The sequence below is a fragment of the Wolbachia endosymbiont of Litomosoides sigmodontis genome, assembly GCF_013365435.1.
Classification (GTDB): domain Bacteria; phylum Pseudomonadota; class Alphaproteobacteria; order Rickettsiales; family Anaplasmataceae; genus Wolbachia.
The window spans coordinates 15,735-41,830 of sequence record NZ_CP046577.1 but is presented as its reverse complement, the minus strand read 5'-3'; the positions used below and the strand labels follow the sequence as shown (position 1 = coordinate 41,830).

Sequence of the window (26,096 nt, the reverse complement as noted above, 5' to 3'; positions counted from 1 at the left end):
AATCTATACTCTAATGCCCTTTTAAAACAACCCGTGTCCAATTTTCAAATATGTGCTAAACCGCAATTCATCAAAGACGAATAAAATTTCTATTCAAGATACTTATTAATAATCTCTTTAAGTTTTCAAAACTCTTCTTATCTATTCTTATCTTTTTCATTATGAATTGGTCTTGACATAATACACGAAAACTTCACTTCTACATATTAAGATATATTACAAACTTGCTAACATTTAAGTTAAGCTTTTCCCAGATTCTTATTCTCATTTTCTAAATGGTAATATTAGTTTTTTGTATCTATACTACAACTAGGTCAAATTGACTCTGATTCAATCTAGTTTTTTCACAACATTAAGGAAAAGCAAAACAATTTTTCTTCTCTTCCAAATTTCAGGTGCTTACCACGCAACTAATGCTATTCTTGAAGTGAAATATATTTTGCTGTTATGTTATACTGCACTTTATTTGCCGCAATTACAGCATTTAGTTTTTTGCAACATATGCGTTATTTCGCACCTCCTTTAGTATTCCTTTTGCTGATTGCACGACTTTCTATATCCAATAATTTTGATTTCAATATCATTTAAAATCTCGCTATCTTACTTATTTTAGCAAAGTTTCTTTTCCATTATTATCTATCTTTTACTTGTATAGTAAAAATCAGTTAAATGCTCATTGTAAAATGTCTCTACATAAAAAATGAAGTGCATCTGAACATTGCAAGAGGGTTGAAAATATAAAAATCATCGATTGATTTTGCTATTGCTGTCTTTCCCATTTCAAGTGGAGCAAATTTACCATGTCAATTTCTTCAATAATTCGCGGTATAACATGCATTTTTAGGTAAGATTAAATATACTTCATACACTGGACCTGAAGCTAAAAGAAGCAAAAATTACGCTTTAAAAAAGCAATTATGCTTTTCACGATATCGAAATAATTAAGCTTGCTACACAAAAGAATTAAAGGCGATCTTTAATCACAGTGAAATAGCGCTTCAGTAAATTCTTTACTAGTGAACTCCCTCAAGTCCTCTATATTTTCACCAATTCCTATAGCGTGTAACTTTACTTTATAAGTCTCTGCAAGTCCAATTACCACTCCTCCCTTGGCAGTACCATCTAGCTTTGTTATAATTAACCCTGTAACACTAACCATTTTACTAAATGCCTCTAATTGGCTATAAGCATTTTGACCGGTAGTTGCATCAAGAATTAAAATAACATTATGAGGAGCAGTCTCATCCAATTTCTTTATCGTCCTATATATTTTTGATAACTCCCCCATAAGATTTACGTTATTTTGCAACCTACCTGCTGTATCAACCAGAACAACATCTACGCTATCTTTTATAGCTTGATTTACAGCTCTATATGCCACGCTTGCAGAATCGCTACCATACTCTCCAGTAATAATAAAGCAACCTGAACGTTCTGCCCAGATGTTTAATTGTTCATTAGCAGCAGCCCTAAATGTATCACACGCAACGAGCATGACGGATTTTTCCATCTCTTTATATTTATACGCAAGCTTACCTATAGTTGTGGTTTTACCATTACCATTTACTCCGCATATCATTATTATGTGCGGCTTTTTGTTTAAAATTAGCGGTTGCACAACAGGATTTAATATTGTTTCTATCTCATTCATTAGTTGTTGTGTGATAATATTATGCTCAACTTCCTTATCAAATTTAATGCTTGCGAGCCTATCAATAATCAATTTGGAAGTTTTATGACCAATATCCATGCTAATAAGCAGTTCCTCTAATTCATCTAAAAGAAATTGATCTAACTTTTTCTTAGCAGAAAAAATACTCTTTACTCCATTACTGAAGCGAGAAGAAGTCTTTAACAAACCTTTACAAAGGTTACTAAATAAACTCAATGGAATACTCCTTTTAAAATAATAATATAAAGAATGACATGCACTACGTGTACTTGTAAAGTTAAATACAACGTTTTACGTGCATTCTTAAAGTAAAATATACATAAAACGAGTATTTTCACTTTAATTTCTCACCTGAATATGTTATAATGCAAGATGGTGACTTACAGGTAATCTTATGAGTTATAATGAAAAAATTTTGGACCATTATGAAAATCCAAGGAATGTTGGTTCTTTGGACAAAAATGACCCAAGTGTTGGCACTGGTTTGGTTGGTGCACCTTCATGTGGTGATGTGATGAAATTGCAAATAAAGGTCAATGACAAAGGTGTGATTGAAGATGCAAAATTTAAAACTTTTGGTTGTGGCTCTGCTATTGCTTCAAGTTCTTTGCTAACAGAAATGATCAAAGGCAAAACCATTGAAGATGTAACAAAGATAAAGAATACCCAAATAGTGGAAGAGTTATCTTTGCCTCCCGTGAAGATACACTGCTCAGTACTTGCCGAAGATGCTATAAAAGCCGCCATTCATAACTATCAAAGTAAACATAGCAAAAATAAAAGCTAAAAAGTTATGAGTAGATATCAAGAAATAAATGCTGTAAAGAAAGACAGTAAACCTATTACCATAACTGTAAATGCAGTAAAGAGGATAAGACACTTACTAGATCAGAAACAGCTGACTAGCCTTGGAAAATCAGAAGAAGCAATAGGAATAAGAGTCCTAATTAAGCAAAAAGGATGTTCTGGATTAAAATACGATATTGAATACGCGTATGATAGACGCCCTTTAGAGGCAGTGATTGAAGAAAGCTGCAGTGACGGTCAAAAAATTAAAGTGTTGATCGACCCAAAATCTGTCATGTTTATCATCGGCTCTGAAATGGATTATATAGAGGAAAAATTCTCATCTGGTTTCGTTTTTAAAAATCCTAATGAGAAAGGAAAATGTGGTTGTGGAGAGAGTTTTCATGTCTAGCAATTATTTTGCATTATTTAAAATTGAGCCAACTTTCAACATTAATTCTAATGAATTAGAGAGAAAATATATTGAGCTAAGCAAAATTGATATAAATGAAAGACAGTCTAAAAACATGAAAAACATCAATAAAGCCTATCAAATACTAAAGTCACCTCTAAAACGGGCGGAGCATTTGCTGAATCTTTTTGGTGTAAGAAGCCAAAAAGATCAACATGACTTTGAGATATTAAATGAATCAATGAAAATAAGAGAATGCTTACTGAATTGCAACAATTTAAAATTTGCAAGTGGCATAATTGATAAAAAAATAAAAGGTTGCATTGAAAACCTAACTAACAATTTTGCTGCAAAAAATTTTGATGAAGCTGCAATGCAAGTTTTAAGATTGAAATACTTATATAAGTCATTTGAAGAGGTAAAAAATGCGACCAATTCAAATTTCTGAACCAAATGTAAATGAAGTAGTTTTTGGTATAGACCTTGGCACTACCAACTCTTTAATTGCCGTAGTAAATAAAGCTGGTGATGTGGAAATATTTAAAGATGAGCAGGGAAGAGAGCTATTGCCCTCTGTTATTTCATATGAAAATGACACATTGAAAATTGGCTACGACGTTGGTCGAAACGCTATCTACTCCATAAAACGCCTAATGGGCAAAAGTGTTGAAGACTTGAGCAAAGAAGGTATCTATCTTGAAATAGACAATGAAAGTGCCAAAATTATTAGAGTGAAATGCTCTGAAAACAAATATCTTACTCCTGTTGAAATTTCTGCTGAGATATTAAAAGCTTTATGTGAGAGAGTAAAAAAGTCTACAGGGATGGAAGTGAGAAAAGCGGTGACTACTGTTCCAGCTTACTTTGATGATTCAGCGCGTAATGCAACAAAATATGCAGCAAAATTAGCTGGCATAGAGATTCTTCGCCTCATTAATGAGCCAACCGCAGCAGCACTTTCTTATTCTATTGCAAAGAATAATAACAGTGGAATATATGCAGTTTACGACCTTGGTGGTGGAACATTTGATATTTCGATATTGAAATTACACCAAGGAGTATTTCAAGTTCTCGCGGTCGGTGGTGACACCAAACTCGGTGGTGACGATTTTGATTACCTTCTAAGTATGATTATATTAGATAAATATAGAAAGAAAGTAAATAAAGATCCATGTTCTCCTGAGGATTTACTTGCAAAATCACGATCTATAAAGGAGTACCTGAGCGAAAACATTTCTAGCACTTTTGAGTTTAACATTAATGGTGAATTGTTTAAATGCGAAATCACTAAAGAAGAATTTGAGCAGGCGATTAGTTCTTTAGTTAATAAGACTATCAATATAGTCACTCATACTATAAGTAGTATAGATCTTAAAATTAACGATATAAAAGGAGTAATTTTAGTCGGAGGTGCAACCAGAGTACCACTAATTCAAAGTTCACTAGTCAAACTTTTTGGTAATAAAGTGTTAAATGATGTAGATCCAGATAAAGCAGTTGTTATTGGAGCAGCTTTGCAGGCTCATTATTTTACTTCAAATTCAAAAGATAGAAACGTTCTTCTGGATGTTTTACCTTTATCACTTGGCATAGAAACTATGGGAGGGATAGTTGAAAAAATCATACCAAGAAATACACCACTACCAGCTTCAGAAATAAGAGAGTTTACAACCTACATTGATGGACAGACAGCAATGAAAATTCACGTTTGTCAGGGAGAACGTGAAATTATAGAGGGTAACAAATCTCTAGCGCAGTTTGAACTAAAAGGTATACCGCAGCTGCCTGCAGGTTCTGCAAGAGTTGAAATAGAATTTACAGTTAATGTTGACGGAATATTAACTGTTACTGCAAAAGAAAAAACTACTGGAATTGAGCAGATAGTTGAAATAAATTCAAGTTTTGGCTTAAGTGAAGCCGATATTCAAGACATGGTTAACCAGTCAATAAACAACTTTGATGAAGATATGAAAGCTTGTTCTCTTGTAGAAGCTAAAATTAATGGAAATAAGCTCATACATTTAGTTGAAGGAGATAATAATTTCTCCACTGATAAAAAGCTGAAAAATCTGTTACAAAATGTAAAAGACGCCTTACAAGGAAAGGACTTGAATAAAATTAACAATGCTATTACTAAGCTAGAAAATTCCTTTTTAGAATTATGCAAGTCAATAAATAAGTAGAGCTGCTATGCAACCTTGTGCAATATCCTGTCTAATCTCAAGGCAATAGGTATTCTAAAATTAAAAGGCAACCAATCTACCTTTCCTAATTTAAACGATAAACCAACCATGCTCACACGCCCAATTATGTTTTCCATTGGTACAAAACCAACTTCAGGAAATCTACTATCCAAAGAATTATTTCTATTGTCCCCCATAACAAAAAATCTATTATTAGGCACATAATAAATCGGAGTATCATATGATAGCTTATTAGAAACGTTATCTACCAAGATCTCATGTTCCTTGCCACTAGGAAGTATTTCTATATACCTTGGTATGTTATGGCTTGACTCATAATCAAAAAAACTTTCAATTTGCTTCCGTTCCACTTTTTGATCATTTAAATATAATTCTCCCTCTATCACTTGTACTTTGTCTCCCGGTATTCCTATTACTCGCTTAACAAAGCTGATACTATCGTTTCGTATAGGCTTAAAAACTATTACATCACCACGTTTTGGAGGAGTATAAAAAATCCTGCCACCAAAGATGTTTGGAGAAAACGGAAAAGAATATTTACTATAACCATATGAATATTTACTAGTAAAGATATAATCTCCCTCAAGCAGAGTACTTTTCATTGAACCAGAAGGTATATGAAATGGCTCAAATAAAAAACTACGTATTGACACTGCAATCAGTAGTAAGAAAAACAATGAAAATAAAAATCTCACTATTCTTACTACCAGGTTTTTTCTCAGTTTTTCCAATTTTTCTAACTTTGTTTCTCTGATAAATAATTTTATTATAATATATAAATTAAAAACGTAGTAATGTAAAATTACATTTGTAAGTGTAACCCCATTTCTAAAACCGCCTTGTAAAATATTAACTACTATAATCATTTTAGTAATAACAGCTTGCAAAAAGCTCAATGTACAAACCTGCTATAAAGCTTTAATTTCTAGCAAACTTATCATTATTAATGAATATACAAGAAGCTCTATAAAAACTTAACATAATTTCACCACAAAAATATCACTCTTAAGTCCTGTGCAAAAGCAAATTTTAGCACTGAATGAATCTCTTTTAATTAATTATAAATTGGTTAACCTGGAAGATAAATTTTATTTACTTTTACAATATCTTAAGATCTAATGTCACTTTATCAGTCAGAAGTATCAGAAAGATTGCAACTTAGGCTAATATGTTCTTTACTCTTTTTCTCAAAATATTACCTATTTATATTACAATACTTATTGGTTATTTGGCTGGGAAATATCTCAAGATTGATAGAAATACTATATCTCAAATACTTTTTTATATAGCCAATCCAATAGTGACTTTATATGGAGTATCTAATATAGAGGTTAATTTTCAGATAATCTCTCTACCAATTTTAACGTGGTTTATAGGTAGTACTATGTCTTTATCAGTATACTACTTTTCTTCCTTTTTATTTAAGGATAATACAAGAAATATATTGGCATTTAGCTCAGGTAGCACAAGTATGGGCTATTTTGGCCTGCCAATTGCCATGGCTTTATTTGATGAGGACTCAGTATCTGTATACGTTGTCTGTTATATAGGAATGGCATTATTTGAAAATAGTTTAGGATTCTATATAGCTGCAAATGGTATTTATACTGCAAAAGAGTGTATGCTAAAGCTGTTTAAAATTCCTTCATCCTATGCGATGATCTTAGGCTTTCTGTTAAGTATATCAGGCATACAAATACCTAACTTTTTAATGGATGTTATGGTAAACGTTAAAGGTACATTTGCTATGCTGGGAATGATGCTACTTGGAGTAAGTATTGCAAAAATTACAAGCTTTAAAGTAGATTGGAAACTTGCTTTAATCACTATTACAGCAAAATACATACTCTGGCCACTATTTGTCTTAGGAATCGTCCTTTTAGATAAACATTTTACAGGTATATATGATGAAAATATATATAAAGCATTAATGTTGCTAGCCGTTATTCCAGCTTCTGGGTCCAGCATAATGCTGGCTAATGTTCTAAACTTTCAACCAGATAAAGCTACTTTATTACTGCTAATTAGTATTACGGTAGGATTATTCTACGCTCCACTAATAATATCACTATTTTTTGCTAAACTTGTTCCTCTTTAAGATTAGAAACTTAAGCACTCAGTATTAGAATGTTTAGCTATTTGTTAGGAAATTTTATACTAAACTAGCTATGCAATTCGATTACCCTACCGCAATTTTGCTCTATCACACTTGCCATATTTAACATTCCAACCTCATCATAATAGTTTCCGATTACTTGTAAAGCAAGTGGTAAACCCTCATTGGAAAGCCCAACAGGAACAGAGATAGCAGGTAGACCAGCCAAACTTGCTGGCACAGTAAAGACATCATTAATGCACATAATTAACGGGTCTGGTTTTTCATTCAAGCCAAAAGCTTCTGTTGGAGCAGATGGAACAAGTATATAATCTATTTTTTCAAACGCTTTTATAAAATCATTTCTAATTAATGCCCTAATACACTGTGCTTTTTCATAGTATTCGTTGTAGTGACCAGAAGAGAGCGCGTAAGCGCCAATTAATATTCTTCTTTTTACCTCTTTTCCAAAACCCTCAGCTCTCGTTAATGAATACATTTCTTCAAGGATGTCAGCATCAACCCTGAGTCCATAGCGTACACCATCATAACGAGCAAGATTAGATGAAGCTTCAGCAGAGCAAATTAAATAATATACTGGTATTGCATATTTAGTATGAGGCAAGGTAATCTCAACAACTTCAGCACCACTTCCTTTTAAATCAGAAGAAACTTTTTCCCAATGATAGATGATTTCTTTTGAAATTCCATCCATTTTATATTCCTTTGGTATACCAATGCGCTTACCTTTGATATTACCATTCATAAAACTAGAAAATCTAGGTACTGATCTTTTACTCGATGTTGAGTCTTTGTTATCATAACCACAAATAACTTCCAACATTAGTGCTGAATCGGAAACTGAACGAGTAATGACCCCTGCTTGGTCTAGAGAACTTGCAAATGCAATCATACCAAAACGCGAGCATCTTCCATAAGTTGGTTTTGCTCCAACTACTCCACAATAAGCCGCTGGTTGACGTACAGATCCTCCAGTATCACTTCCTAGTGCTCCAGCACATAAGAATCCAGCAACTGATGCTGCAGACCCACCAGATGATCCACCAGGTACAACCTTTCCTCCATCACTTTCTCTAGTCCATACATTTTCAACAGGACCAAAATAGCTATTCGCGTTTGCAGAGCCCATAGCAAATTCATCCATGTTAAGTTTACCCAGCATGGCTGCTCCACTTTTTAAAAGCAAGTCAGATACCGTGGATTCATAAGTTGGAACGAAATTTTCTAGCATTTTCGAACATGCTGTCGTCTTTACCCCTTTCGTACAAAACAAATCTTTAATACCAACTGGTATACCCATAAGCGGCGAGATTATACCACTCTTTTGTTGAGAAAAATACTCATCTATAGCTTTTGCAGTTTTTATTGCTATTTCCGGAGTTTTCGTTATAAATGCATTTAATTTCTCATTTTCTACTGCGTTGATATGCACTTCAACAAGCTCAACAGCAGAAAAATCTCTTTGTTTAAGCCCATTATGCATCTGAGCAATGCTTAACTTCCTTAATTCATTCATTAACATTTAATTTTTAGTAAGATATTAATTATAACAATAATAAGGTAAAAGATCTATACATTTATGGTAAGAAATGATTAGCACATCTAAAACATTTAGACCAATTGAAATAGATTTATGATTAACATGCATTAAATTATTTTCCAGCACAAATCTTTACTAATATTGTAATTAGCAGGCAGCAGTTGTATCATGTGAGTAATTATATTAAGTCTTACATGAAAAGAATAAATAGCAATAATGAAAAGCAGCTACATTAAAGTATAGTAAAACAACAAGGTTTAAATGGCATTAAAATCAAAACTATTGATGAAAAAGTCGTAGAATCAGCAAAAGAACTAAATGCTGTAATTGCAGCAAAAAAACAAGTATAACAGCTGTAGCAAAAATACTACATTTCAAGAACAGCATTAATTACATAGATAAAGCACTAAAACTTGGAAGAGAAGAAAAATTATCTACTTCCTATCAACTTCGTGAAAAAACTAGATTACATTATAGAGTCAATTTGAACAAGTTGAAGTATGGATATAAGAAAACCACAATATCAACATTAAAGAAACGAGAATAAGAATCTAGGAAAAATTTGGCTTAAATGTCAGCAAGTCCACAATATACTGTAATATGCAAAACATGAAGTTTTCATATACTATGCCAAGGTCAATTCATAATGAATAAGGTAAAGATGTACAAGAAGACTTAAAAAAAACTTAACAAGGCTATTGGCAAATATTCTAAACAAGAGTTATTCATCTTTGATCAATCGTGATTTGGCACACATTCGAAAGTGGGATATAGGTGTTTAAAAAGGCGTTAAAACATGGTAAAAGTAAAATTAGGTAAATAAAATTTACACCTCTGCAGTCGTAGTCAATCCTAAAAATGGAGATAGCTCTAGCTTATTTGCACAGAATGTCAACACTAATTATATGAATATATTTCTTAAACAAATGTTACAATATTTAAGAATACGATAAGCCCTTTTTATTATCGATTATAGTAATAGCATAAGTCAAAAAATTTAAAGGTACTTTAAAATATCGAGATTATATACCTACCACTATACTCACAAGAGCTTAATCCTATTGAGCAACTTTAGTTGTATATAAAACAGAACATTTTACATAATAAAATTTGTAATATAACTGCTCTATTTAAGAACGCTTTGTGTAAATTTATTACCTTTTTTTACCCCGCAATTAAATAACTCTGCAATGCACTTATTTGCCCATTAATAATGAGAATTAATATTTAAGAAAGCCGGCAAAGGGCGTCAAGTAATTTTTTACATTTCTATAAGCTACTTGAACCCCTGATTTATCAAATCAAAATGATCGTACAGTTACACACAACACTTGAATCTAAACGTTAAGCTACAGGCTGCTTTATTTTTAGCAAGCCCAAACTTAAATATCAACATCATGTACATTAAGTGCATTATTATTGATAAAATTACGGCGTGGTTCAACTATATCACCCATCAGCACTGAGAATATAGAATTAGCCTCTTCACAATCTTTTATTTCAACTCTTAATAAAGTCCTGGTTTCTGGGTTGAGCGTAGTATCCCATAGTTGATCAGCATTCATTTCACCAAGACCTTTAAACCTCTGCAGAGTTAAACCTTTTTTACCATAGTCCATCACTATTTTTGCAAGTGCACTAGGAGATTTTATTTTTATTTCAGTTTCTTGCGACTTCAAAAATGAATCACCATTAAATAAGTCAATTACATCATCAAGAAAGCTTAATATATTTCGTATTTCTTTGCTATCAAGCATGTTAAGTGGAAATACATATTTATCTGCTAATCCTTGAAATAATTTAGAAATGTGAACTTCTCCTTCTTCATTTTTCACCTCTACTTCCCAAGTATATTCACTATACATTAACCTTAAATATTTCAACACCTCATTAGCAGATGATAGAGCATTCTTTTTACTTAAAACTAGTAGCGACTCCAACAGATTTTGTGGTATTTCCCTAGCATAATTTTTACTAATATTCGAAATATTAAGGCATTTGCTTAAGATAAAGCGCAAATCCTTGTTTGTATTGCTTAATGTTAACTTTTTGATTGCCGAGTTAACTATATACTCCTCAAAAGTCTCGTCATCTTTAATATAAGTATCTTGAGCATTTTTCGTAACTTTATAAAGAGGTGGCTGCGCTATATATAAATAGCCCCTTTCAATCACTTCACGCATATACCGGAAAAAGAAAGTTAAAATCAAAGTTCTTATATGTGAACCATCAACGTCTGCATCTGTCATAATGATGATTTTGTGATATCTAGTTTTCTCAATATCAAAGTGTTCACTTCCTATTCCCGCACCAATTGCAGTAATTAAAGAACCTATTTCTGCAGATGAAAAAATACGATCCAAACTTACACGTTCCACGTTTAAAATTTTCCCCCTTAAAGCAAGTACTGCTTGTGTTTTACGATTACGCCCCTGCTTCGCAGTACCACCTGCAGAATTACCCTCTACTATAAATAATTCCGATAATTCAGGAACTTTTTCCTGACAATCAGCAAGCTTTCCAGGTAATGTAGAAATATCAATACTGTTTTTATTTTTAACCAGCTCCCGTGCTTTTCTTGCAGCTTCTCTTCCTTTAGCTGACCTGATTACTCTTTCTACTATGCTCGCTGCCAACTTTGGATCAGTCTCAAGTATTGTACTCAATTTATCAGAAACTATGCTCTCCACAACTGTGCGCGCTTCAGAACTAACTAACTTGTCTTTTGTCTGTGAAGAAAACTTAGGATCAGGCATTTTGAGAGACAAAACACAAGTTAAACCTTCTCTAACATCTTCTCCAGTCAAGCTAATTTTTGCTTTCTTTAAAAATCCTTCATCAGTCGCATAGTTATTGATACATCTTGTTAATGCAGACCTAAACCCTGCCAAATGAGTACCACCATCCCGTTGTCTTATATTATTTGTAAAGCATAACATATGCTCGTAGTAAGAGTCATTCCACTCCATTGATATTTCCATGCTGATACCAAGATCAGTTACATCACCTTTCATGCTGACAATTTTGGTAACATGCGTTTTATTCTTGTCTAAGTACCGTACGAAATTTGCCGTGCCAAAATTATCCTTAGATTGTTTATTATTATTAAAGTGAGATTCAGTATACGGTTTGTTACGCAAGTCTCGCAAAGTGATGTTAATATTTGAATTTAAAAAAGCTAATTCTCTGATACGATTTCCAAGAGTAGAATAACTAAAATCAATACTACCAAAAATCTCGGTTGACGGCATGAATGTTACTTTAGTTCCTCTTTTATTTACGTTTTCATTCACTATCTTCAAAGGTTCAATAGACTCACCATCTTCAAAGCGCATAAAGTGCTCTTTCTTATTGCGCCAAATAGTTAACTCTAGCCAGCTTGATAATGCATTTACAACTGAGATTCCAACGCCATGTAATCCGCCAGAAACCTTATAGGTATTGCTATCAAATTTACCACCTGCATGCAGGTGAGTCATTATTACTTCCGCTGCTGATATTCCTTCTTCTTCATGAATATCAGTTGGAACGCCACGACCATTATCTATTACAGATACTGAGCCATCTTCATTTATGCTAACTTCAATTTTGTCACAATACCCAGCTAAAGACTCATCTATCGCATTATCAACAACCTCATACACCATATGATGCAGACCAGACCCATCATCAGTATCACCAATGTACATACCAGGACGCTTTCTTACAGCATCAAGACCTCTTAAGATTTTTATTGCATCAGCATTATAGTTACTTTCCATGAAATCTTTTCATTTATAAATATTAACCAATACTACATTTATATATACAGATTAGCAACATCTTTAAACTAAGAAGAAAGCTTTGATTGTGGCACACAATTGTACAGACATTACAATTTGATAAACTAAGGTTTAAATAGTTCACGAAAAACTACTTAACAAGCTTCACTAACTTCTTTATATAAGCTCTCACTGTTAATAAATCAAATAAGTGACATTGTGGGTTGTTTTATTGTGCGTGAGAAAAGAGAAGTAATAAATTTGTATAAAGTGTTCCAAGCAAGATAACTGTATTATGTACTTTATCATACAAAGTATTCTGTTTCATATTAACCAAAGTCTTTCAATAAGATTAAGCTCTGGTGAAACTGATGGCAGTGTATAACCTTGATATTTTTAATTATCTTTAAATTTTTAACTTGTGTTAACTAGCACAATTCATGGTAAGAAAGTCTCATCATTTTCTTAAATATTGTAATGTTTACTCAAGAAATATATTCATATAATCAGTGTTGACATCCGGTGCAAATAAGCTGGGACTCTCATTTCTAGGATTACTACACTATAGAGATAGAAATTTTATCTGCCTAATTTTATTTATGCTTATGTTTCAACGCCCTTTTAAAATACCTATATCTAATTTTCGAATGTGTGCCAAACTGCGATTTAGCAAAGACAAGATAACTCTTACTTTAGGATCCTTAATAAGACTATTGGTAAGTATCTTGAATAAGAGTTCTCTTTCTTTAAGAAATCATAGTTTGGCACACATTCGAAAATTAGATATAGGTATTTTAAAAGGGCGTTGAAACATAAGCATAAATAAAATTAGGCAGATAAAATTTCTATCTCTATAGTGTAGTAATCCTAGAAATGAGAGTCCCAGCTTATTTGCACCGGATGTCAACACTGATTATATGAATATATTTCTTGAGTAAACATTACAATATTTAAGAAAATGATGAGACTTTCTTACCATGAATTGTGCTAGTTAACACAAGTTAAAAATTTAAAGATAATTAAAAATATCAAGGTTATACACTGCCATCAGTTTCACCAGAGCTTAATCTTATTGAAAGACTTTGGTTAATATGAAACAGAATACTTTGTATGATAAAGTACATAATACAGTTATCTTGCTTGGAACACTTTATACAAATTTATTACTTCTCTTTTCTCACGCCACAACAAAACAATCCACAATGTCACTTATTTGATTGCTTAACAATAAGATTAGTATTAACACTTAATCCAGAAAAAGTCAATATCCCCAGCAAAAGAATAAGGTCTTGCAAGAATTTGCTATAAGCATTGCATTTATACGAAATACCTTGACTTTATACGTGCTAAGAAGCATCTTATACATGTTGTGCGCCCGTAGCTCAGCTGGATAGAGCAACAGCCTTCTAAGCTGTGGGTCGTAGGTTCGAATCCTACTGGGCGCGCACTCTTTTATCAATACTTTCTATAAACTTTCAAATACTCTGGTTCTACATTTTCAATTAACAATGGTTGGATTTTTATTATTTCAAAATCAGTTGATCTCTCAATTAATCTACCCGCCATAACTCTCACCTGATCTCAAGTAAGTACAGGACTTATATCCCCAGTTATGGTGGTCTTAATAATATAGAAATAATCCTACTTTCTAAGAAGAAGGGTATTAGCTTTACTATTGGAATGGATACATTAACTAACAAGCATCTTCTGTTAGTAATATTCAGAATAAACTTTAGCAAGCTCTTATAAAGAGTAGATTTTCGGTCCACCTATATTACAAATCTTCTTATCTTGCTTATTTTAAGACTAATAATGCGGTATACCATCTCAGCTAAATTTGTTACCCATATTGGCTGAAACTTAGTTGTACCACTACCAATTAGCAGTAAGAAAGGAAGAATAGTTACTAATAAATTTAGTAAAGAAGTTATCTTTTTTAGAGAATACAGGACTTGGCTTAATTATCACTACTTTTGAAAATGCTGCAATTACAGCTTTTTCACCTCCCAATTTACTTTGAGTAAATTTTAACATCTTGCTAATTTCTATTCCCATAGCAGAAAAATGTATCATCATAGGTACATTTTTTATTTTTGCAGCTCCTGCTATTTTCTCAGCTATCTCAACATGAACAACGTAGAAACCGTGTTTTTTCACTTCATATGATATTCCCACTAGGTTTATAACTACATCACATCCCACCCCCCCTACACTCTCCAAAAGTGATTCCTCATCAAAAAGATCGCCTTTAAATATAGACATTTGTCCCAAATTGCCACATAACTTTAACCAAGCAGCTTTTTCTTGGTTGCAGCAAATACCCTGATTAAATATCCAGCTATTGCCAAACATCTTACGATATGTTTTCCTACTGAATCTCGTTTCACCAAAAATAACTACACGTTTTATCACGATTTAAACTTTAAATAACTTAACCTTAGATTAATACAACAGTTTCATTTAATATTTTATTATAAATCCTCGCACTATGAGATCCATTTTCACTCTACGTGAACCCTTAACAAGAATTACATCATTATTTTGAACAATGTTAGCTAGGTTGCTTTTCAATTGACTAGAATCATCAAAATGCGTACCTCTTATATTGCCTGGTAAAATTAAGTGCAATTTTAACATAAATTTACCAACCGTATAAACTTTATCCACGTCATATTTTATGATATAATCAAGCAATTTTATATGAAATGCTACGCTTTCGTTACCGAGCTCTAGCATATCACCAAGCAATGCTATTTTTCTCAACCCAGGATAAGCACCTAAAGTTCTTATTGCAGCTTTCATTGAAGCAGGACTAGCATTATATGAGTCATCAATCAGATATACACACTTTCCATTATATTTAGCTTTATGAACACTACCTCTACCTTTTGTTATATTAAAATTCTGAAGTGCAAGCGGTAATTTTGATAAATTAAGTCCAAGATTTTGCATAACTGCCACAACAGCTAGTACAGAGTATACAAAATGTTCACCTTGTATACATAAATTGCAGTTCATAATCTGATTATTACTTAGTCTAATCTTTAAATTTAGTCCTTTATCACCTTTTATTACATTCAACAAGCAAACTGTAGCACTTTCACTCTTACCAAAGCTTATTACATTTCCATTAACATGCGATGAGAGATAATCATAATATCTATTATCTCTATTTAGGATTAAAGTACCTTTATTTTTCATACCTAACAGAACCTCTAACTTCGCTTGCGCAATATCAAATAGCGACGAAAAATTTTCAACATGCACAGGTTCGATGTTGGTAATAACTGCAATATTTGGGTTGCTAATTTTTGATAATTCTTTTATCTCGCCAGCTTTATTCATCCCCATTTCAAGAATTAAGTACTGGCAGTTTTCTGGAGCTTTTAGAATCGTTAAAGGTAGCCCTATATTGTTATTCAAATTACCATCGTTCACATGAGATACCCCATACTGCGATAAAACGGTATGCAGCATATCTTTCGTGGTAGTTTTCCCCACACTACCTGTAATTGCAATAACTTCAGCATTAACAAGAACATTTCTGATGTAATAAGATGCCATATCGTGCAAAGCTTTTAGAGTATCTTGCACAAAAATTAGAGGAAGATTTTTATATTTGTCTTCGCTCACTATCGCAGCTGCTGCCCCTTTCAAAAAGGCTTCATGTAGAAAATCATGTCCATCAAAGTTCTTTCCTTTAAGAGCGACAAACAAGTCACCTTTTTTTATGTTTCTTGTATCTATTGAAATATTTGAATTGTAGCAACTACCCTTTCCTCTTCCGCCAGTGGCATCAATAATATTATTAGTATTCCACATAAACATAGCTTAATTTTAAAGTAAATTAGCAATAAAAATAGCGAAATATCTCACATTTTAAACGATGTGCAAATAACAGTTGCAATCTCTATAATTTCACTTATACTAGATATAGAAGTTTAAATGTTTTTATCCATACAATTTAGAATATAATTATTTAGTGTTAAAATACTTTGAGGGTATATATGAGACAAGGTGAAAAAGAAGATATTTCAAGCAAAGAGTCTACTTCTATAGTAGGTAAAGCTAAAAACGCAGCCTTAGGAACGCGAGATTTTCTAATTGAAGGTGTAGTAATCTTATTTAAGGGTGTAGGTAGGGGTTTATTGGTCTTATTTAAGGGTACAATAATATATCCTTTTCAACTAAAAAATCATTCTAAGTCTCGTAGTGAAATGTTGCACGACATAAAAAATGGTTGGCGTTATGTTATTGGCAAGATACCTAAAGAATACTGCCCACCTATAAAAATTACACAAGCTAGTAAAGATCTTGGTGTACACATAACAGAACAAGAGAAAGGAAAAGAAAGAGTTATATTTAAAGTATCAAGGACTTTGGTAGGGGATATACCTTACTTGAGCCAAGAGCAGTTAGACCAAATAAAAAACAACTTGCCAGACATAAATATTTTTAGGGAAAAAAACGAAGTTGCAATTGAAGTTGATGTTAAGGAAATTATCAATGACATTAAAGCTAGTCCTGAATGCAAAGGAAAGAATCCAGAAAGAATAAAACAATTTGTCATTGGCAAAATTTATGATAAAGTGAATGAAAATCTCAAAGGTCTGGCAGAAATTACTGGTGGAGGGTTTAAAGTTCACACAGACCAAAAACTGCTGTATAGTATTGCTGAAAAATTGTATTGTGGATATACTGAGCAGTTATCAGAAGCTACAAAATCCAAAGATAAGTCATCAGAATCTAGTGAATTCATCACTCAAAATAATATGACTGATCCTTTAAAAATGTATCACATAAAGGTTGGAAAAACTATTTCCAAAGGCATGGAATTAGAAAGTAAGTTGAGAGAAGCTATTGGTAACAAATCTAACCTACGCTTTGAAGGGAATGTCTCTAATAGTAAAACGGAGAACCCATTGTCTATACCTGCTTTAAACTCAGGAAAAGAAAAAGGTGGTCGCGCTCCTTAAAACATGAGCAATAAAGATTATGATAGCAATAATATCTTTGCTCAAATATTAAGGGGTGATTTACCTTGCAAGAAGGTTTACGAAGATAAGAATGTGTTGGCATTTTATGACAAGTACCCTGATGCACCAGTTCATATTTTAGTTATACCAAAAAGTCAATGTGTTTCATATGATGATTTTATCTTAAAAGCTTCTGCAGAGGAAATAGTAAGCTTCTTTAAAACTGTAAGAGAAATAACATATAAATATAACCTAGAAAAAACAGGATATAGATTAGTTACTAATTATGGTAAAAATGGTGAGCAAGTTGTACCGCATTTTCATATGCATATTTTAGGTGGTAAAAGATTAGGAAAGCATGTAAATTCGTAACGTTGCTTTCTACGTGTTTTGAAATGAGTGAATATTTAACCATAACAATTTTTATCTGCGTATCAATTATAGTATCTCTCACTTTAGGTACATTGCCTATGTTTCTTGCAGTAAGTAAACCAAATAGTGAAAAACTTTCCACATATGAGTGCGGTTTCAACCCTTTATCAAGAACAAGAAAAAATTTTAACATTAAGTTTTACTTAATTTCAATACTATTTATGATATTTGACTTAGAAATTGCCTTTCTTTTTCCTTGGGCTGCTTCTTTATCTAAAATAAGCTATTGTGGATTTTGGTCTATGATGATATTTCTTGCAATACTTACTGTAGGCTTTATCTATGAGTGGTATAAAGGTGCATTAGAATGGGAGTAAGTTTATGATAGATCAAGTTTCATCTAATAATGACTGGAATCGTTATAAGAAGGAAGGTTTTTTCGTTACTAAATTTGGTAGTTTAATAGATTATGTAATTAATTGGGCAAGATCTGGCTCATTATGGCCAATGACATTTGGTCTTGCATGTTGTGCAGTGGAAATGATGCACACTGCATCTAGTCGCTATGATCTTGATAGATATGGTATAATGTTTCGTGCAAGCCCAAGACAAGTTGACGTTATGATTGTTGCTGGCACACTAACTAATAAAATGGCAGTAGCATTGCGCAAGGTTTATGACCAAATGGCAGATCCAAAGTACGTTGTTTCTATGGGAAGTTGTGCAAATGGTGGAGGTTATTATCATTACTCCTACTCAGTAGTTCGTGGTTGTGATAGAATTGTACCAGTTGATGTATATGTTCCTGGATGTCCACCAACTGCAGAGGCATTGCTATATGGAATGCTATGCCTGCAAAATAAAATAAAACGAACTCAAAATATATAAAGCATGTATAAAATTGCAAAGTACATACAAAAAAAAATCAAATGTAAATGTATTCAGCAAAGTGATGGTACTATTTTAATATATTCAACTTTAAATGATATTGAAGATCACTTACTCTTTCTACGTGATGATGAAAAATGTAGATTTGAATTATTAGTTGATATTTTCGGAGTTGACTACCCAGATAGGGAAAAACGTTTTGAGCTAATATATAATTTGCTTAGCATTGTACATAATATCAGGGTACATATAAAGCTTCAATTATACGAAGGTGATATACCTCCAAGCGTAGCAAGGATATTTAACACAGCTTCATGGTTCGAGCGAGAAGTTTTTGATATGTATGGAATAGAATTCTCTAATCATCCTGATTTGCGTAGGATTCTAACGGATTATGGATTCAAAGGCCATCCAATGTTAAAAGATTTTCCTCTTACTGGTTATGAAGAAGTTAGGTATGATATAGAGGCAAAAAAGGTTATGTATAATCCTATAGATTTACCGCAAGATTTTCGTATGTTTGACAGCCTATCCCCTTGGAAAGGTGAAGCTACAAAAGCAAATACAAAGGAGTAGAAAATGACAGTCCAAAGAAAAAAAATATCTCTGATTGGCACAGGAAATATCGGCGGAACTCTTGCACATATGGTTGCATTAAGAGAGCTTGGTGATGTTGTTTTGCTTGATATTAGCAATGAAATACCGCAAGGTAAAGCACTTGACATAATGGAATCATCCCCTATTGATGAATTTAGTGTCAATATTACTGGCACAAATAGGTATGAAGACATAAAAAACTCTGATGCAATTATAATAACCGCTGGCATTGCGAGAAAGCCAGGAATGAGTAGGGAAGATCTCCTCCAAACTAATGCTAAAGTAATGAAGGAAGTTGGCGAAAATATTAGAAAATATTCTCCAAATGCGTTTGTAATAGTGGTTACCAACCCTTTAGATGCCATGGTTTCAGTAGTGCATAAATTTTCAAACCTCCCAGCCAATATGATTGTTGGAATGGCTGGAGTACTTGATTCTTCTCGCTTTCGTTATTTTCTTGCAAGAGAACTTAATATTTCCGTTGAGGATGTGTCTGCTTTTGTACTTGGAGGACATGGTGACACCATGGTACCGTTAATTCATTGCACTTCCATCGCTGGCATTCCACTTATCCAAATCATTAATATGGGCCTCATCACACAGGAAAAAATTGATGAAATAATCAAGCGCACTCGTAATGGCGGTAAAGAAATAGTTGATTTACTTAAATCTGGATCTGCATACTATGCTCCTGCATCTTCTAGTATATGTATGTTGAAATCATATTTACATGATGAAAGGCGCATATTACCGTGTGCTACTTACCTTAATGGTGAATATGGTGTAAAAGACTTATTCATTGGTGTCCCTGTAATCATTGGTAAAAACGGAATTGAAAAAGTTCTAGAGGTTGAAATGGATGATAATGAACAAGAAATGTTCAATAAATCAATAAATGCAGTGAAAGAGCTAGTAAAATCTTTAAGCTTGTAAATAAATAGTTTTATACAATTTTCTTAAGCTTAAGTTTTGTAAACAGTTTTAAAAAGTTGTTTGTGATTACTTTTTCTACCTCATTCAGTAGTTCGCTTCACAATTCTACTAGACAAATTCACAATATACTTTACTAGTATTGGTTCATTCTTTTTCCTCTGTAAGGGTTCAAGTAATAGATAAGGTGCGTTTGGTTTCAACTAAAAATAAGCTCACGTGGTACATCTTGTACCATTTCTTTGAGGAAGATCAATCTTTATTATTAATTGGTCAAATAAGTGACATTGCACAATTGTTTAATTGTAGAGTGATAAGAAGGTAACAAATTTACATGAAGCGCTCTCAAGCAAAGTAATTATATTATAGACTTTATTACGCAAAATGTTCTGTTTTATATACAACTAAAGTCTCTTAATAGGATTGAGCTTTGGTGAGTATGCTGGTAGGTATTTTCAACATCTTTAGGTACTTTAAAATTTTTTGCCTTATGATAACTAGCACAATATATGACAAAGAAAGGCCTCCCTCGTTCCTATATCCATTTCCACTGTGCAAGAAATAGATTTTCGATAATAGGAAAGAAGCCATACTTAAGTAAGTAAATTAGTGAATTTAAATGCCATTGGATAAAAAGTCGTAGAAATCAGAAAAGAAATGCTAAAGAAAGTGTAAAATAATGCATTTTTTATAAAAAATTAAATGCTGTAATTGCAGCAAAAAAGCACAGTATAATAGCGTAGCAAAAATATGTTGCATTTCAAGAATAGCACTCACTACATGGACAAAGTACCTAAAATTTTGAAGAGAAGAAACTATTTGCTCTTCACTCACAGTGTTGTAAAAAAACAGATTGGATCAGAGTTAAGTTGAAGTATGTATACAAGAACTTAGTATTACCATTAAAGAAATAAAAATAAGGATCTAGGGAAAATTTGGCTTAAATGTCAGTAAGATTATAATATACCATAATATGCAAAAATAAAATTTTTGTATATTACGCCAAGATCAATTCATAACGAATAAGATGAAAGTAGACAGTAAAGAGTTAAAAGAAAATTTAATTAAGCTATTGGTAAATATTCTGAACAAGGATTATTCATCCTTAATGAAGGTGGTTTTGCACATATCAGAAAGTTGGACACTGGTAATTTAAAAAGAACGTTGGATACAGGTTGAAGTAAAATTAGGTAGATAATTTTTTTCTCTCTCGTGAAATTAATCCTAGAAATGGAGAGAGTCCTAAACTTATTTGCACTGAAATAAATACCTAATTGTACGAATATATTCCTTGAATAAAGGTTACAATATTTAAAAAAAAGAGAAGCTTTTCTTATTATAGACTATACTAGTTACCATAAGTCAAAATACTTAAAGGTGCTTTAAAATAGCCAGATTACATACTTACCATCAGAGCTTAATCCTATTGGAAACTTTTTGTTGTACATAAGACAGAACATTTTGGCAGTAAAGTCTATAATATAATTGCTTTACTTGAGAGTGCTCTGTGCAAATTTATTACCTCTCTTTCTCACTCCACAATTAAACAACTCTATAATATTACTTACTTAACCCATTAACAATAAAAATTCTTATAAGTAGTAGTGTGTGCAAAAAATATAACGTAAAAACAATTAGATTGTGCTTTTTTATAAGAGTAATTCAAAAAGAATTCGTTGTCTGGTCAATGAATGAACATAAGATAAGGATTTATAAAGAGGCTAAGAGATTATGTGAGATAGATTTGAGATGGTACTGCGAAGGCAATGAATATAAAATCAAAATCTTCACAAAAGAGGGCTGGTCTATAAAACTTATCAAGGATAATGGAATAATTAAAGAGTAGTTAAAAACATATAAAGAAATAAAGGTAGAAAAACAAAAGGCCTTTACACGAAGTATTATCATTATAACTGTGACGTTGCAATAAAAAGGTTCTAAAATAACAAGAATTTTACCACAAATTAGCAAATGTGAGCACATCATAAGCACAACAAGTTCTCTCTGCTCAAGCGAATAGGTAAGAAAAAGTAAAAATAATATAAGTTGCTTGTAAATATAAGCAACTTATACTTTTATAATGAATAACAAAATACTACCGAGAAGTTTTTATGAACGGCCAACTTTGGTTGTAGCTGGGGAGTTATTGGGAAAAACGCTAAAATTTTCTAACTTCAGTGGAGTAATAACTGAAGTTGAAGCATATGTAGGAATGGACGACCAAGCTTGTCATGCAGCACGAGGTTATACTGATCGAACCTCGGTAATGTTTGGTATATCAGGGTTTTCATACGTGTACTTTATATATGGAATGTACTACTGCTTAAACATTGTAACAGAAACAGAAGGGTTCCCAGCAGCAGTTCTAATACGGGGACTAAACCTTATCGAACCTCTTAAAGCTACTTTAAATGGGCCTGGAATACTGTGCAAAAGATTAAATATTACAAAAGAACATAATAAACGAGATCTCACTATAAGCCACAAATTTTGTGTTTATGAATCCCACCTTAAACCGGATTACGTTTGTACTCCAAGAATCGGGGTCAGTAAAGGCAAAGAAAAATTTTGGCGATTTAAAATTTTCTAAACCGAATTCTAATGATCTTGCTTAAGCTACTTACCAATCGGATAATCACCAGTAAAACAAGCATCACAGTATTGTGGAGTTATATTATTACGCCTCTCTCCGTTAACAGCCTGATATAGTCCATCAATACTTAAGAAAGTTAAACTATTGACCCCTATGCTTGCCTCTATTTCCTCTACGGACTTACTTGTGGCAATTAAATCCTTGCGCTCTGGTGTATCAATTCCATAAAAACAAGAATGCTTAATTGGCGGGCTTGAGATTTTTAAATGAATTTCTTTTACTCCTGCATCTTTTAGCATAACTATTATACTTCTTAGTGTACTACCACGCACTACACTATCGTCTATTAAAACTATGTTCTTACCTTTTAAAAGGTGCTTATTAGCGTTAAATTTTAATTTAATTCTAACTTTACGTACTTCAGCGGTTGGTTGTATAAAAGTTCTTCCAATGCAATGATTACGAATTATTCCCAATTCTATAGGTAACCCTGAATATTTTGCGTATCCAATGGCTGCAGGTATTCCAGAATCAGGTATTGGTACAACCATATCTGCATCACTTTTCGGTGGACTCTCTTCTGCAAGAGTCCTTCCTATCTCTTTCCTTATATCGTATGTAGACCTATCCTCTGTTATGCTATCTGGCCTTGAAAAATAAACATATTCAAAGATACAGAAACTTGACTTTTGCTGAGAAAGAGGAAATGCCGAAGCTAGATTACCATTTCGATCAATAGTAACTAATTCTCCTGGTTCTATTTCTCTAATAAACTCTGCATTTACTATATCAAGAGCACAAGTCTCAGATGCGAGTACATAAGAACTATTTAATTTCCCTAAAACAAGAGGTCTAATTCCTGCTGAATCACGTACTCCAACAACTACTTCTCGATTGATTGCTACAAAAGAATAAGCGCCTTGTATTTGCTTTAATGCATATATAAAACTCTCTAGAAAACTACTTTCCGTATTGGACTCTACCAAACGCGCTACTACTTCTGTATCAATATCTGATTGAAAAATGCATCCCTGTTTAATCAACTGCTCGCGTATTGGAGAAATATTAATTAAGCTACCGTTATGTGCTATAGCAAAATCTCCAAATCTATTACTTCTGCCAAGCATGGGCTGCACTCCAGATTTACTGCCACTTGTTGAATATCGAACGTGACCTATTGCATAATTTCCAGGCAAGGATTTCTTTATTTTATCTATATTGTCAAGTACATTACTCACTTGACCTTGAAAATGATAAGAATGTAACTTATCATTGTTATTTGTTGCTATACCAAAAGATTCTTGCCCTCTATGCTGCAAAGCATGAAGACCTAATATAGAGTCAAAGGCAGCATCTTTATTGCAGCTTATACCAAATACTCCGCATTCTTCGTGTATTTCATCGAGCATAAAAACTACTGAGTAAATTTTAATTTTACTTTAGCATAAGTAAAGCACAAGCATTTTATTTACCATACCACTTCAAAATTAATTTTTCTATTAAACCTCAGAAAATTTGAACAAAAAGAGCTTCTATGGTTAAAATAGTACATGAAGAATGTAATGCTCATTGGTGGTGGAGTTGGAAATGCAGTATTATTTTCAATAGGGAAAGCATATCTCGAAAATAATAATAAGGTTTTATACTTTGCTGGCTATAGAAAATTAAATGTTCTATTTAAACGGACACTGATAGAACATGCATCAAGTGTGGTGGTTTGGGCATGTGAAGAAGGCTTGATAGAAACAAACAGAGATCAAGATAAATCCTTTCATGGTAATGTAATTGATGCAATAATCTCTTACCAACAAGAAACATTAGGTGATACTGTAATTAATTTAAATGCCATAGATAGAATTATTACTATAGGTTCAGATAAAATGATGAAAGCTGTAAATGAAGCGAGAAAAACAGTTTTAAAGCCATATCTGAAATCTGGCCACGTGGCAATATCATCAATCAATTCTCCTATGCAGTGTATGATGAAAGAAATCTGCGCTCAGTGTGTGCAGCGACATGTAAATATAGAAACAGGAGAAGAGAGTTATGCGTATAGTTGCAATAACCAAGACCAGGCTATGGAATCTGTTGACTTTGATTTTTTAAGTGAACGTTTGAAGCAAAATAATTTACAAGAAAAACTCACTGCAAAATGGATAGATTATGTTCAAAGATATTAAACAACAAAAAAAGAAGATAAGAGAACAATATAGAGCTATAAGAAAAAATATTAATGAGGATTATTTTAGTTATGCAACGAATTCCCTTATTAATCTCTTTAATCAGAACTTAAATTACGTTAAGGGCAAGACAATTGCTGCTTATATTCCAATTGATGGTGAGATAAACGTTATACCTTTGATATATAATTTACTCGATTTAGGTTATAAAGTAGCAGTTTCTGATAAAAATAAGCTATTAAGATTTAAAAAATGGAATAAAGTAAGTGAATACATAATTCCAGATACAATTATCACTCCTATCGTTGCTTTTGATGATCATCTTAATAGATTAGGTCTTGGTAGTGGTTGGTACGATGCTGCGATAAAAGAGTTACGACCACTTAAGAAAGTATTTATAGGTATAGCTTATGAAGAACAATATTATAAAGATTTACCAGTAGAAGAACATGATCAAAAACTGGATATTATAATCACTGAGATACGTGTTAGGCATAGTAGCATATAACTATCAAAATTTCCTGTAATTCTAGTTAACTCTTCTAATACTAATTTTCACTGTACAAGGAATTGGTAGACAATAATGGAAAAAAGATATGCAGAAGTAAACAAAATAGCAAGGTTTAAATGGTATTGAAATCAAAATTATTGGATGAAAAGGTTGTGGAATCAGCAAAAGAAAGGCTGAAAAAAGTACAAAATAATGTATATATTGCAAAAAATATATTCTATTTCAAGAGCAGCATTGACTGCATGGATAAAGCGCTTAATACTAATTTTTATTGTTAATGAATCAAATAAGTGACATTGCGAAGTGAGAAAGAAGGTAATATAAATTGCACAAAGCACTCTCAAATAAAGCAATTGTATTATTGCCCTTATTATGCAAAATGTTTTGTTTTACACATAACCAAAATCTCTCAATAGAACTGAGCTTTTGTGAGTATGATGGTAGTATTCTCAATATTTTTATAAGTACCTTTAAATTTTTTGACTTATACTAACAGCACATTTATGACAAGAAAGGATTCTCTTGTTTTTAAATATTACACAACACTTGTTTAAGAAA

The 26,096-nt window shown here is 32.5% G+C and carries 22 protein-coding genes and 1 tRNA gene; 16 read left to right on the top strand and 7 right to left on the bottom strand.

The window, feature by feature from the left end; translation table 11 throughout:
- Nucleotides 1-976 precede the first annotated feature (976 nt).
- On the bottom strand, nucleotides 977-1,888 hold the full coding sequence (gene ftsY / locus GOY07_RS00185) for a signal recognition particle-docking protein FtsY (protein WP_175837316.1): 912 nt from the start codon (nucleotides 1,886-1,888) through the stop codon (nucleotides 977-979).
- A gap of 178 nt (nucleotides 1,889-2,066) precedes the next feature.
- Here ftsY and iscU point away from each other — a divergent pair, with 178 nt between their 5' ends.
- From iscU to hscA, 4 genes are read left to right on the top strand one after another with little or no spacing between them, the layout of a single operon-like run.
- Nucleotides 2,067-2,459, top strand: coding sequence for a Fe-S cluster assembly scaffold IscU (iscU, locus tag GOY07_RS00180; RefSeq protein ID WP_175837314.1), 393 nt, complete (start codon nucleotides 2,067-2,069; stop codon nucleotides 2,457-2,459).
- 6 nt (nucleotides 2,460-2,465) lie between these two features.
- Nucleotides 2,466-2,870, top strand: a complete 405-nt coding sequence (locus tag GOY07_RS00175) for a HesB/IscA family protein (RefSeq protein ID WP_175837312.1) — start codon at nucleotides 2,466-2,468, stop codon at nucleotides 2,868-2,870.
- Nucleotides 2,863-3,318 carry an iron-sulfur cluster co-chaperone HscB C-terminal domain-containing protein gene (locus tag GOY07_RS00170; protein WP_175837310.1) on the top strand — a complete coding sequence of 152 codons (456 nt, stop codon included), beginning with the start codon at nucleotides 2,863-2,865 and terminating at the stop codon, nucleotides 3,316-3,318. Before GOY07_RS00175 ends, GOY07_RS00170 begins: the two co-directional genes overlap by 8 nt.
- Nucleotides 3,296-5,053, top strand: coding sequence for a Fe-S protein assembly chaperone HscA (gene hscA, locus GOY07_RS00165; RefSeq protein WP_175837308.1), 1,758 nt, complete (start codon nucleotides 3,296-3,298; stop codon nucleotides 5,051-5,053). The genes GOY07_RS00170 and hscA overlap by 23 nt, the downstream gene beginning before the upstream one ends.
- Nucleotides 5,054-5,058: 5 nt before the next feature.
- Here the strand turns inward: hscA and lepB are convergent, their stop codons facing one another.
- Nucleotides 5,059-5,805: a signal peptidase I gene (lepB, locus tag GOY07_RS00160; RefSeq protein WP_246224494.1), complete on the bottom strand. Its 747-nt coding sequence runs from the start codon at nucleotides 5,803-5,805 to the stop codon at nucleotides 5,059-5,061.
- A 437-nt stretch (nucleotides 5,806-6,242) separates the two neighbouring features.
- Between lepB and GOY07_RS00155 the strand changes: the two genes are divergently transcribed.
- On the top strand, nucleotides 6,243-7,172 hold the full coding sequence (locus GOY07_RS00155; RefSeq protein ID WP_175837306.1) for an AEC family transporter: 930 nt from the start codon (nucleotides 6,243-6,245) through the stop codon (nucleotides 7,170-7,172).
- 64 nt (nucleotides 7,173-7,236) lie between these two features.
- Here the strand turns inward: GOY07_RS00155 and gatA are convergent, their stop codons facing one another.
- Both gatA and gyrB read right to left on the bottom strand, forming a co-directional pair.
- On the bottom strand, nucleotides 7,237-8,706 hold the full coding sequence (gene gatA, locus GOY07_RS00150) for an Asp-tRNA(Asn)/Glu-tRNA(Gln) amidotransferase subunit GatA (protein ID WP_175837304.1): 1,470 nt from the start codon (nucleotides 8,704-8,706) through the stop codon (nucleotides 7,237-7,239).
- Between the two features lie 1,406 nt (nucleotides 8,707-10,112).
- Nucleotides 10,113-12,491: a DNA topoisomerase (ATP-hydrolyzing) subunit B gene (gyrB, locus tag GOY07_RS00145; protein WP_175837302.1), complete on the bottom strand. Its 2,379-nt coding sequence runs from the start codon at nucleotides 12,489-12,491 to the stop codon at nucleotides 10,113-10,115.
- A gap of 1,371 nt (nucleotides 12,492-13,862) precedes the next feature.
- On the opposite strand from gyrB, the gene GOY07_RS00140 reads away from it, so the two are divergent.
- Nucleotides 13,863-13,936: transfer RNA gene (locus GOY07_RS00140), tRNA-Arg, on the top strand.
- A gap of 427 nt (nucleotides 13,937-14,363) precedes the next feature.
- Here GOY07_RS00140 and GOY07_RS04250 read toward each other — a convergent pair.
- Both GOY07_RS04250 and GOY07_RS00130 read right to left on the bottom strand, forming a co-directional pair.
- Nucleotides 14,364-14,903 carry a Rossmann-fold NAD(P)-binding domain-containing protein gene (locus GOY07_RS04250; protein ID WP_246224407.1) on the bottom strand — a complete coding sequence of 180 codons (540 nt, stop codon included), beginning with the start codon at nucleotides 14,901-14,903 and terminating at the stop codon, nucleotides 14,364-14,366.
- Between the two features lie 48 nt (nucleotides 14,904-14,951).
- Nucleotides 14,952-16,319 (bottom strand): UDP-N-acetylmuramoyl-tripeptide--D-alanyl-D-alanine ligase, encoded by a 1,368-nt coding sequence (locus tag GOY07_RS00130; protein ID WP_175837301.1) that lies wholly within the window; start codon nucleotides 16,317-16,319, stop codon nucleotides 14,952-14,954.
- A 179-nt stretch (nucleotides 16,320-16,498) separates the two neighbouring features.
- On the opposite strand from GOY07_RS00130, the gene GOY07_RS00125 reads away from it, so the two are divergent.
- From GOY07_RS00125 to GOY07_RS00090, 7 genes are all read left to right on the top strand, one after another.
- Nucleotides 16,499-17,467, top strand: coding sequence for a hypothetical protein (locus GOY07_RS00125; protein WP_175837299.1), 969 nt, complete (start codon nucleotides 16,499-16,501; stop codon nucleotides 17,465-17,467).
- A gap of 3 nt (nucleotides 17,468-17,470) precedes the next feature.
- Nucleotides 17,471-17,839: an HIT domain-containing protein gene (locus GOY07_RS00120; protein WP_175837297.1), complete on the top strand. Its 369-nt coding sequence runs from the start codon at nucleotides 17,471-17,473 to the stop codon at nucleotides 17,837-17,839.
- A 23-nt stretch (nucleotides 17,840-17,862) separates the two neighbouring features.
- Nucleotides 17,863-18,216, top strand: a complete 354-nt coding sequence (ndhC, locus tag GOY07_RS00115; RefSeq protein WP_175837295.1) for an NADH-quinone oxidoreductase subunit A — start codon at nucleotides 17,863-17,865, stop codon at nucleotides 18,214-18,216.
- 4 nt (nucleotides 18,217-18,220) lie between these two features.
- Nucleotides 18,221-18,727 (top strand): NuoB/complex I 20 kDa subunit family protein, encoded by a 507-nt coding sequence (locus GOY07_RS00110; protein ID WP_175837293.1) that lies wholly within the window; start codon nucleotides 18,221-18,223, stop codon nucleotides 18,725-18,727.
- Nucleotides 18,728-18,730: 3 nt separating this feature from the next.
- On the top strand, nucleotides 18,731-19,303 hold the full coding sequence (locus tag GOY07_RS00105) for an NADH-quinone oxidoreductase subunit C (RefSeq protein ID WP_175837291.1): 573 nt from the start codon (nucleotides 18,731-18,733) through the stop codon (nucleotides 19,301-19,303).
- Between the two features lie 3 nt (nucleotides 19,304-19,306).
- Nucleotides 19,307-20,257 (top strand): malate dehydrogenase, encoded by a 951-nt coding sequence (gene mdh / locus GOY07_RS00100; RefSeq protein WP_175837289.1) that lies wholly within the window; start codon nucleotides 19,307-19,309, stop codon nucleotides 20,255-20,257.
- 2,077 nt (nucleotides 20,258-22,334) lie between these two features.
- A complete protein-coding gene (locus GOY07_RS00090; RefSeq protein WP_175837285.1) occupies nucleotides 22,335-22,844 on the top strand; it encodes a DNA-3-methyladenine glycosylase in 510 nt (169 codons plus the stop codon).
- 26 nt (nucleotides 22,845-22,870) lie between these two features.
- Here the strand turns inward: GOY07_RS00090 and purF are convergent, their stop codons facing one another.
- The gene (purF, locus tag GOY07_RS00085; protein WP_175837283.1) at nucleotides 22,871-24,256 is read right to left on the bottom strand and encodes an amidophosphoribosyltransferase; all 1,386 of its coding nucleotides are present in this window, start codon (nucleotides 24,254-24,256) and stop codon (nucleotides 22,871-22,873) included.
- A 141-nt stretch (nucleotides 24,257-24,397) separates the two neighbouring features.
- Here purF and GOY07_RS00080 point away from each other — a divergent pair, with 141 nt between their 5' ends.
- From GOY07_RS00080 to GOY07_RS00070, 3 genes are all read left to right on the top strand, one after another.
- The gene (locus GOY07_RS00080; protein ID WP_175837281.1) at nucleotides 24,398-25,027 is read left to right on the top strand and encodes a ferredoxin reductase domain-containing protein; all 630 of its coding nucleotides are present in this window, start codon (nucleotides 24,398-24,400) and stop codon (nucleotides 25,025-25,027) included.
- The gene (locus GOY07_RS00075) at nucleotides 25,011-25,535 is read left to right on the top strand and encodes a 5-formyltetrahydrofolate cyclo-ligase (RefSeq protein WP_175837280.1); all 525 of its coding nucleotides are present in this window, start codon (nucleotides 25,011-25,013) and stop codon (nucleotides 25,533-25,535) included. The genes GOY07_RS00080 and GOY07_RS00075 overlap by 17 nt, the downstream gene beginning before the upstream one ends.
- A gap of 119 nt (nucleotides 25,536-25,654) precedes the next feature.
- A complete protein-coding gene (locus tag GOY07_RS00070; RefSeq protein WP_175837251.1) occupies nucleotides 25,655-25,816 on the top strand; it encodes a hypothetical protein in 162 nt (53 codons plus the stop codon).
- Nucleotides 25,817-26,096 lie beyond the last annotated feature (280 nt).

What these genes read in the sequence shown, in the direction of transcription:
- iscU (WP_175837314.1), top strand. Translation starts at nt 2,067, where the DNA reads ATGAGTTATAATGAAAAAATTTTGGACCATTATGAAAATCCAAGGAAT.
- GOY07_RS00175 (WP_175837312.1), top strand. Translation starts at nt 2,466, where the DNA reads ATGAGTAGATATCAAGAAATAAATGCTGTAAAGAAAGACAGTAAACCT.
- GOY07_RS00170 (WP_175837310.1), top strand. Translation starts at nt 2,863, where the DNA reads ATGTCTAGCAATTATTTTGCATTATTTAAAATTGAGCCAACTTTCAAC.
- hscA (WP_175837308.1), top strand. Translation starts at nt 3,296, where the DNA reads ATGCGACCAATTCAAATTTCTGAACCAAATGTAAATGAAGTAGTTTTT.
- GOY07_RS00155 (WP_175837306.1), top strand. Translation starts at nt 6,243, where the DNA reads ATGTTCTTTACTCTTTTTCTCAAAATATTACCTATTTATATTACAATA.
- gatA (WP_175837304.1), bottom strand. Translation starts at nt 8,706, where the DNA reads ATGAATGAATTAAGGAAGTTAAGCATTGCTCAGATGCATAATGGGCTT.
- gyrB (WP_175837302.1), bottom strand. Translation starts at nt 12,491, where the DNA reads ATGGAAAGTAACTATAATGCTGATGCAATAAAAATCTTAAGAGGTCTT.
- GOY07_RS00130 (WP_175837301.1), bottom strand. Translation starts at nt 16,319, where the DNA reads ATGTTTATGTGGAATACTAATAATATTATTGATGCCACTGGCGGAAGA.
- GOY07_RS00125 (WP_175837299.1), top strand. Translation starts at nt 16,499, where the DNA reads ATGAGACAAGGTGAAAAAGAAGATATTTCAAGCAAAGAGTCTACTTCT.
- GOY07_RS00120 (WP_175837297.1), top strand. Translation starts at nt 17,471, where the DNA reads ATGAGCAATAAAGATTATGATAGCAATAATATCTTTGCTCAAATATTA.
- ndhC (WP_175837295.1), top strand. Translation starts at nt 17,863, where the DNA reads ATGAGTGAATATTTAACCATAACAATTTTTATCTGCGTATCAATTATA.
- GOY07_RS00110 (WP_175837293.1), top strand. Translation starts at nt 18,221, where the DNA reads ATGATAGATCAAGTTTCATCTAATAATGACTGGAATCGTTATAAGAAG.
- GOY07_RS00105 (WP_175837291.1), top strand. Translation starts at nt 18,731, where the DNA reads ATGTATAAAATTGCAAAGTACATACAAAAAAAAATCAAATGTAAATGT.
- mdh (WP_175837289.1), top strand. Translation starts at nt 19,307, where the DNA reads ATGACAGTCCAAAGAAAAAAAATATCTCTGATTGGCACAGGAAATATC.
- GOY07_RS00090 (WP_175837285.1), top strand. Translation starts at nt 22,335, where the DNA reads ATGAATAACAAAATACTACCGAGAAGTTTTTATGAACGGCCAACTTTG.
- purF (WP_175837283.1), bottom strand. Translation starts at nt 24,256, where the DNA reads ATGCTCGATGAAATACACGAAGAATGCGGAGTATTTGGTATAAGCTGC.
- GOY07_RS00080 (WP_175837281.1), top strand. Translation starts at nt 24,398, where the DNA reads ATGAAGAATGTAATGCTCATTGGTGGTGGAGTTGGAAATGCAGTATTA.
- GOY07_RS00075 (WP_175837280.1), top strand. Translation starts at nt 25,011, where the DNA reads ATGTTCAAAGATATTAAACAACAAAAAAAGAAGATAAGAGAACAATAT.
- GOY07_RS00070 (WP_175837251.1), top strand. Translation starts at nt 25,655, where the DNA reads ATGGTATTGAAATCAAAATTATTGGATGAAAAGGTTGTGGAATCAGCA.